Origin of the sequence: Paenibacillus humicus NBRC 102415 (assembly GCF_004000905.1) — a bacterium.
Lineage (GTDB): Bacteria > Bacillota > Bacilli > Paenibacillales > Paenibacillaceae > Paenibacillus_O > Paenibacillus_O humicus.
On the sequence record NZ_BIMD01000004.1, the window covers coordinates 168,872 to 176,446 of the forward strand.

Genomic DNA, 7,575 nt, shown 5'->3' on the forward strand with positions numbered 1-7,575 from the left:
TGGACTTGCACAGCATTTTATATTATATAGGAAGGCTGGAAGAGGAACAAATGAAGAACTCATGAGCGAGCGCCATGATGCGCCGCAGGATTCGACAGCCGTCGACGGCTTCTTGACTCCCTGTCTGCAATCCACTATAATCGGACTTAAATTAGCCATATTGGCGTTGAAGAGGAGCAGTAAGCCGCATCGCGTGGACTTAGAGAGCCGGCATCAGTTGGTGCAAGCCGGACCCGCAGCGTGCCGAATCTCGCCTCGGAGCCGCAAGGTCAATTCCGGATTCGGAGCAGCCTTGCCGCATGGTCCGCGTTAAGGACTTCATGAGTGGGTGTCCGCGGCAAAGCATGCCGGGCGCCAACTAGGGTGGTACCACGGGAATTCAAACCTCTCGTCCCTAGCGATTAATCGCTGGGACGGGAGGTTTTTTGCGTTTGCGCCCCCGCGACAATGAACAGGAGGCATAGGCCATGAGTCAGGAAAGAATGGAAGGGCAAGGCTACAACCCCCAGAAGCTGGAGCCGAAATGGCAGCAGCATTGGGATGAGCATAAGACGTTCCGCACGACGGAGGACTACGGCAAGCCGAAATTCTACGCGCTCGACATGTTCCCTTATCCATCCGGAGCCGGTCTGCATGTAGGCCATCCGGAAGGGTACACGGCGACCGACATCGTCTCCCGCTACAAGCGGATGAAGGGCTTCAACGTGCTGCACCCGATGGGCTGGGACGCCTTCGGCCTGCCGGCGGAGCAGCATGCTCTCGATACCGGCGAGCATCCCCGCGAGATCACGGTGAAGAACATCAACAACTTCCGCCGCCAGATCAAGTCGCTCGGCTTCTCGTACGACTGGGACCGCGAGATCAGCACGACCGATCCCGACTACTACAAATGGACGCAGTGGATTTTCATCCAGCTGTACAAGAAAGGCCTCGCTTATGTGGCCGAGGTGCCGGTCAACTGGTGTCCGGCGCTGGGCACGGTGCTGGCGAACGAGGAAGTCATCAACGGCCTCAGCGAGCGCGGCAACCATCCCGTCATCCGCAAGCCGATGCGCCAGTGGGTGCTGAGAATCACCGAGTATGCCGAGCGCCTGCTCGAGGATCTCGAGGAGCTGGACTGGTCGGAGAGCATCAAGGACATGCAGCGCAATTGGATCGGCAAGTCCGTAGGCGCGGAGGTGGCGTTTGCGGTCGACGGCTCTGCGGCGGAGATCCAGGTGTTCACGACCCGTCCGGATACGCTGTTCGGCGCGACCTACTGCGTGCTGGCTCCGGAGCATGAGCTGGTAGACTCCATCACTTCCGAGGATCGGAAGGCGGCTGTCGCGGACTACCGCGAGGCGGCTTCCCGCAAGAGCGATCTCGAGCGCACCGATCTGGCCAAGGACAAATCCGGCGTCTTCACGGGAGCTTATGCGATCAATCCGGTCAGCGGAGCCAAGGTTCCGGTCTGGATCGCGGATTATGTCCTGGCCGGCTACGGCACGGGAGCGATCATGGCCGTGCCGGGCCATGACCAGCGCGACTGGGAATTCGCCAAGCAGTTCGGCCTGCCGATCATCGAGGTCGTCCAAGGCGGCAGCGTCGAGGAAGAAGCGTATACAGGCGACGGACCGCATGTGAACTCGGACTTCCTGAACGGCCTGTCCAACAGCGAGGGCATCGCGGCCATGATCAGCCGTCTGGAAGAGACGGGCAAAGGACGCGGCAAAACGACCTACCGCCTGCGCGACTGGCTGTTCAGCCGCCAGCGCTATTGGGGCGAGCCGATTCCGATTCTCCATCTGGAGGACGGCTCGATGAAGCCGGTTCCGGAGGACCAGCTTCCGGTGCTGCTGCCGGATGTCGATGCGATCAAGCCTTCCGGCACGGGAGAATCTCCGCTCGCCAACGTTGCGGACTGGGTCAACACGACCGATCCGGAGACGGGACTGCCGGCGCGCCGCGAAACGAACACGATGCCGCAATGGGCGGGAAGCTGCTGGTACTACCTGCGCTTCATCGATCCGAAGAACGATCAGGAGCTGTGCTCCGCCGAGAAGCAGAAGGAATGGCTGCCGGTCGACCTGTATATCGGCGGCGCGGAGCATGCGGTGCTTCATCTGCTGTATGCGCGCTTCTGGCATAAGGTGCTCTACGATCTCGGCGTCGTGGATACGAAGGAGCCTTTCCACAAGCTGGTCAACCAAGGCATGATTCTCGGCACGAACAACGAGAAGATGAGCAAATCCCGCGGCAACGTCATCAATCCCGACGACATCGTGGGCGAATACGGCGCCGACACTCTGCGTTTGTATGAAATGTTCATGGGGCCGCTGGAAGCGACGAAGCCATGGAACACGAGCGGCGTCGAGGGCATGCACCGCTTCCTGAGCCGCGTCTGGCGCTTGTTCGTCGGCGAGAACGGCGAGCTGAATCCGAAGATTTCGGATGCCGAGGGAAGCGACGCGATGAATCGGGTGTGGCACCGCTCCATCAAGAAGGTAACGGACGACTTCGACAACCTGCGCTTCAACACGGCGATCAGCCAGCTGATGATCTGGGTCAACGAAGCCTACAAGGCCGACACGCTGCCGCGCCGTTCCATGGAGAACTTCGTGCAGCTGCTCTCGCCGCTCGCTCCGCACATCGCCGAGGAGCTGTGGGAGAAGCTGGGCCATTCCGAGTCCGTCACGTATGTGGCATGGCCTTCTTATGAAGAAGCCTGGACGGTGGATCAGGAGGTCGAGATCGTCGTGCAGGTCAACGGCAAAATCGCCGAGCGCGTATCCATCGCGGCCGACACCGACACGGACGAAATGGAACGGATCGCCAAAGAGCTCCCTCGCGTGAAGGAGCTGACGGAAGGCAAGACGGTCCGCAAGGTCGTCGCAGTCAAAGGCAAGCTCGTCAATATCGTAGCCAATTAAAGTGATTCCGATGGCGGCCGACCCCCTTGATGAAGAGGAGGAAAGGCCGCCGGAGGCTCTTTCTGAGGAAAGCATCCCGGAAGAGGTGAACGGACCCTGGAGGTTTCGCATGCGCGAATTTCTCAGGGACCGTTCACCTCTTCGCCGTATAGGGAAGCTTCGACCTTTTCGAGATCCTCGCGGAATTTGTCATGGGTGATGGTGATCAGCTTCTGGAACATGCCGTCCGTCTCCTGCCTGAGCAGCTGCAAGCCTTGCTGGGTAATGCCGCCCGGCACCGAGACGCGGCGGATCAACTCATCGGGCGTCATGCCTCCTTCGGTCAGCAGCTTGCCTGTGCCGAGCAGCATGGCGCTGGAGATGGCGACCGCCTCGTCGGGATCGATGCCGGTCATCTCGACGGCGGCGTCGATCAGGCGCTGGAGCAGGAAGGAGATGAAAGCCGGACCGCAGCTGGACAGGTCGGAGACAATCCGGGTGTACTGCTCGTCGATGAGCAAGGGCTCGCTTATGCGCGACAGGATGCCTTCGAGGTAGCAGCAGTCAGCGACGGTCATGCGGCTGCCGAACATGCAGAGCGAGGCGCCGCTCAGCACTCCGTTCGTAATGCTGGGGATGATTTTGGCGATGCGGCAGGGAAGCTGGTCCTCCAGATGGCTGATGAGCACGGCGCTGGTGATGGACACGACGACCTGGTCGCTCCGGACGGACGGCTGGATTTCCTGCAGAACGGATTTGAATTCCGAGGGCTTGACGCACAAAAAAAGGCAGTCGCTCCTCTGTGCGGCTTCGCGGCTTGATGGAGCGGCCGTAATGCCGGGATGCTGCGCGGCAAGACGTTCGGCCTTATGGAAAGTCCGGTTGGCGACGATGACATCGGATGCTTCGACAGCGCCCGACCGGATGAATGAATCCACCAGCAGGCTGCCCATGCTGCCCGTGCCGATAAATCCGATTTTCATGGGATCCCTCCTTGCGAGCTGGGACGCCGGTTCCAGGCCGAAGCCCGGAAATGGACGTCCCGCATGGGATACAATGCATGGGCCTGCCGTGCAGGCCCGTATATCCCTTCTGACCATCCGATCCCGGAAGGCATTCCTTGCCAGGGCGGAAGGCGGATTGTTAGTACTCTATGCAGGACGGCTCGGCAAACATGTCGAGGAAAGGAAAACCTTCACGAATCAATGCCTGAAGGCAGGGAGGAGCATGCTTGTGGAGAGATATGGATGGCCATGGCGGAGCCGGAAAACGGCCGTTTTGGTGCTCGGCTTGGCCGGGGCCGGCTTGATCGCATTCGGGCTTCGGCAGCCGCGGGATCCCGAGCCGGCCGGCTGGGTTCAAGTGAATGCGGCGCTAGCGGAGGCGATGGCCGGCAAGGAAGCTGCAGCAGGCGGGGACGGGGGGAACGGTGGAACGGGAATAGAGGATGGAGGCGCTGTTTACGGACAAGCCGTTTCCGGAGGCGAGGCTGCGGCAGGCAACGGAACCGCCGCAGGAGGAGCTTCTGGCGGAGCTGGAGCGACAGAGGCTCATCAGGGCGGCGAAGCGGGGAAAGGCTCAGCCGATGGAGGCTCGGACAGCGGCGCGGAAGCGGAGAGCAAGCGAAAGCCGGAAGGCGATGCTTCATCAGATGCCGGGGAACGGAGCGGCACAGGGGCAAAGGGCGGTGCAATCGGGAGCGGAGAAGGCGCAGAGAGCGGGCGAGCGGCTGGCGGAAACGCCGCGTCGGATGGGAGGCTTGACCTGAATCGGGCAAGCGCCGAGCAGCTCGATGCGCTGCCCGGCGTAGGGCCCGCCAAAGCAGGAGCGATCGTCGAGGAGCGGGAACGAAGCGGTTTTTTCCGATCGGTCGAGGATGTCCAGAGGGTGAAGGGAATCGGTCCGAAAATCGTGGAGAAATGGAAAGATCTAGTTGTCGTCCTTCCATGAATGTGAGAGAATGGGCATAATTCCATTATTTCATCCCGATATAGGAGGTTTTAAGAAGATGACTGAACCTCGCAAGCTTGCTCTCGAAACGCTGGCCGTCCATGCCGGCCAAGAAATCGATCCCGCCACCCTGTCCCGCGCCGTGCCGATCTATCAAACGACATCGTACGGCTTTCATGACACCGACCATGCGGCGGATCTGTTCGGACTGAAGTCGTTCGGAAATATCTATACCCGCATCATGAATCCGACCAGCGACGTATTCGAGAAGCGGGTTGCGGCGCTGGAAGGCGGAGCGGCAGCGCTTGCGGTTTCCTCGGGATCTTCCGCCATCTCCTACTCGATTCTCAATATCGCTTCGGCAGGCGACGAGATCGTCAGCTCTTCCAGCCTGTACGGAGGCACATACAACCTGTTCGCGCATACGCTGCCGAAGCTGGGCATCAAGGTGATCTTCGTGGATGCTTCCGATCCCGAGAACTTCCGCGCAGCGATTACGGATAAGACCAAAGCCGTATTCGGCGAAACGATCGGCAATCCGAGAGGCGATGTTCTGGACATCGAAGCCGTCGCCAGGATCGCGCATGAGAACGGCGTTCCGCTCATCGTGGACAATACGTTCCCGAGTCCCTATCTGCTGAGGCCGATCGAGTTCGGCGCGGATATCGTCGTCCACTCGGCGACCAAATTCATCGGCGGACACGGCACCTCCATCGGAGGAATCATCGTCGACGCCGGAGCGTTCGACTGGCTGGCGAGCGGAAGGTTCCCTGGACTGACGGAGCCGGATCCGAGCTATCACGGCCTCGTATACACGGATGCCGTCGGTCCTTTGGCTTATATCATCAAAGCGCGCGTGCAGCTTCTCCGCGATCTTGGCGCCGCCATCTCGCCGTTCAATTCCTTCCTGCTGCTGCAGGGGCTGGAGACGCTTCACCTGCGGATGGAGCGCCACAGCTCCAACGCGCTGGAAGTCGCACGTTATCTGGAAGCCCATGACGCGGTGGCTTCCGTCAGCTATCCCGGCCTGCCCGGACACCCTTCGTACGAGCTGGCGCAGAAGTACCTCCCGAAAGGACAGGGGGCGATCCTGACCTTCGAGATCAAAGGCGGAATCGAAGCCGGCAAGCGAATCATCAACTCCGTGCAGCTGTTCTCGCATTTGGCGAACGTCGGGGATTCCAAGTCGCTCATCATCCATCCCGCGAGCACGACGCATCAGCAGCTGTCTCCGGACGAGCAGCTGGCATCCGGCGTCACGCCGGGCCTGATCCGCTTGTCCATCGGCACGGAAGGAATCGCCGACATCCTGCATGATCTCGGCCAGGCGATCGCCGCCAGCCAGGCGAGCGAGGTCGCCAGCGGCTCCTGATCGTATAGAGATCGTCCAGGGCCCATGATTGTTGCGGATGCGGATTGTCACATGCCCGCATCATCCGATTGTCGCTTTCCCGCTGCATTCGCTATAATGGAATTCAACAGGAACCGACAGGAAGGAGCTGCTCCGCATGCCGACTACATCCGCCGTCCAGCAGGATGCCGCAAGAAAAGACTGGGACACCTATTTCATGGACATCGCCTATATGGTATCGACCCGATCACGCTGCCTCAGGCGGCACGTGGGAGCGCTGCTCGTCCAGGGCAAGAAGCTTCTGGGGACAGCTTACAACGGAGCTCCGATGGGCGTCGCCGACTGCTCCGAGGCCGGCTGCATGATCGTCGAGGAATGGGAGCAGCGGATTACGGACGGCAAGGCCGATATGGTCAAGAAGCAGCGCTGCATCCGTACCATCCATGCCGAGCAGAACCTGCTTCTGTTCACCGACCGGAGCGACCGGGAAGGCTCGACGGTTTATGTGACCGACCAGCCTTGCTGGACTTGCGCCAACATGCTGGCGAACAGCGGCATTTCCGAGATCGTCTATCACCGGGCTTATCCGAAGGACTCGGAGAAAGTCAGAACGCTGATGGAGCAGAAGGGAATCGGCTTCCGGCAGCTGGAAGGCTATGAGGCTCCGCCGCAGGCAGGCCTTGCCGTTACGGATTAGCGGACAGCGGTTTTTTTATGTGGCTGAGGCCGAAATTTAAAGGCTATGATCTAAAGGCTGAAAGCTGAAGGCTAAGGCTGAAATCTTGAAGCTGAAATCTAAAAGCTGAAATCTAAAAGCTGAAATCTAAAAGCTAAGGGATGAAGGCTAAAGGTTAAAGGCTAAAGGTTAAAGGATAAAGGCTAAAAGCTAGAAGCTAGAAGCTAGAAGCTAAAAGCTAAAAGTTAAAAGCTAAAAGTTAAAAGCCAAAGCCAAAGACAAAGACAAAGACAAAGACAAAGACTAAAGACTAAAGACTAAAGACTAAAGACTAAAGACTAAAGACTAAAGACAAAGTCTAAAGACGAATGCCATAGCTTTCGGAGGAAGCACCTCCACGAAAACTCCTTTCAGAAGGAGATTCGTGGAGGTGTTTTGTTTTCTGCGGGAAAGGAGAAGAGGGATGAGAGCGAGAGGTTATCTGGACGGAAGGCCGCTTGTCTGGGCGGCCGTCTGTTTTGTCGCCGGAAGCTCGGCGGCGGCGTATTGGAGTCCCGGCGGAGCGCTGAGCGCCGGGCTGGGGCTCGGCCTGCTGCTGGCGGCGCTGGCGCTCGCCGGGCAGGCCAGGCCTGGGCTGGCCGCCGCATGCCTGGCGGCCTATGCCCTAGCCGCATGCGAGCGGCTGTGGGCGGATGCGCGGTCCGCGACCG

The 7,575-nt window shown here is 59.7% G+C and carries 6 protein-coding genes and 1 other annotated feature; of the genes, 5 read left to right on the top strand and 1 reads right to left on the bottom strand.

The window, feature by feature from the left end; translation table 11 throughout:
* Positions 1-157 precede the first annotated feature (157 nt).
* Positions 158-399: a binding site (T-box leader), on the top strand.
* 68 nt (positions 400-467) lie between these two features.
* Positions 468-2,909 carry a leucine--tRNA ligase gene (gene leuS, locus PHU01S_RS04860; protein ID WP_048748933.1) on the top strand — a complete coding sequence of 814 codons (2,442 nt, stop codon included), beginning with the start codon at positions 468-470 and terminating at the stop codon, positions 2,907-2,909.
* Positions 2,910-3,031: 122 nt separating this feature from the next.
* Here the strand turns inward: leuS and comER are convergent, their stop codons facing one another.
* Positions 3,032-3,871: a late competence protein ComER gene (comER, locus tag PHU01S_RS04865; protein ID WP_127506460.1), complete on the bottom strand. Its 840-nt coding sequence runs from the start codon at positions 3,869-3,871 to the stop codon at positions 3,032-3,034.
* A 250-nt stretch (positions 3,872-4,121) separates the two neighbouring features.
* Here comER and PHU01S_RS04870 point away from each other — a divergent pair, with 250 nt between their 5' ends.
* The 4 genes from PHU01S_RS04870 to PHU01S_RS04885 all read left to right on the top strand — a co-directional run.
* A complete protein-coding gene (locus tag PHU01S_RS04870; protein WP_164762983.1) occupies positions 4,122-4,838 on the top strand; it encodes a ComEA family DNA-binding protein in 717 nt (238 codons plus the stop codon).
* Positions 4,839-4,896: 58 nt separating this feature from the next.
* Positions 4,897-6,210, top strand: a complete 1,314-nt coding sequence (locus PHU01S_RS04875) for a homocysteine synthase (protein ID WP_127506464.1) — start codon at positions 4,897-4,899, stop codon at positions 6,208-6,210.
* Positions 6,211-6,346: 136 nt separating this feature from the next.
* Entirely contained in the window at positions 6,347-6,886 is a 540-nt protein-coding gene (locus PHU01S_RS04880; RefSeq protein WP_048748940.1) for a deoxycytidylate deaminase, read from the top strand.
* Between the two features lie 442 nt (positions 6,887-7,328).
* Positions 7,329-7,575 (top strand): hypothetical protein (locus PHU01S_RS04885; RefSeq protein WP_176587490.1); only part of this gene is annotated, 247 nt, incomplete at its 3' end.

What these genes read in the sequence shown, in the direction of transcription:
- leuS (WP_048748933.1), top strand. Translation starts at nt 468, where the DNA reads ATGAGTCAGGAAAGAATGGAAGGGCAAGGCTACAACCCCCAGAAGCTG.
- comER (WP_127506460.1), bottom strand. Translation starts at nt 3,871, where the DNA reads ATGAAAATCGGATTTATCGGCACGGGCAGCATGGGCAGCCTGCTGGTG.
- PHU01S_RS04875 (WP_127506464.1), top strand. Translation starts at nt 4,897, where the DNA reads ATGACTGAACCTCGCAAGCTTGCTCTCGAAACGCTGGCCGTCCATGCC.
- PHU01S_RS04880 (WP_048748940.1), top strand. Translation starts at nt 6,347, where the DNA reads ATGCCGACTACATCCGCCGTCCAGCAGGATGCCGCAAGAAAAGACTGG.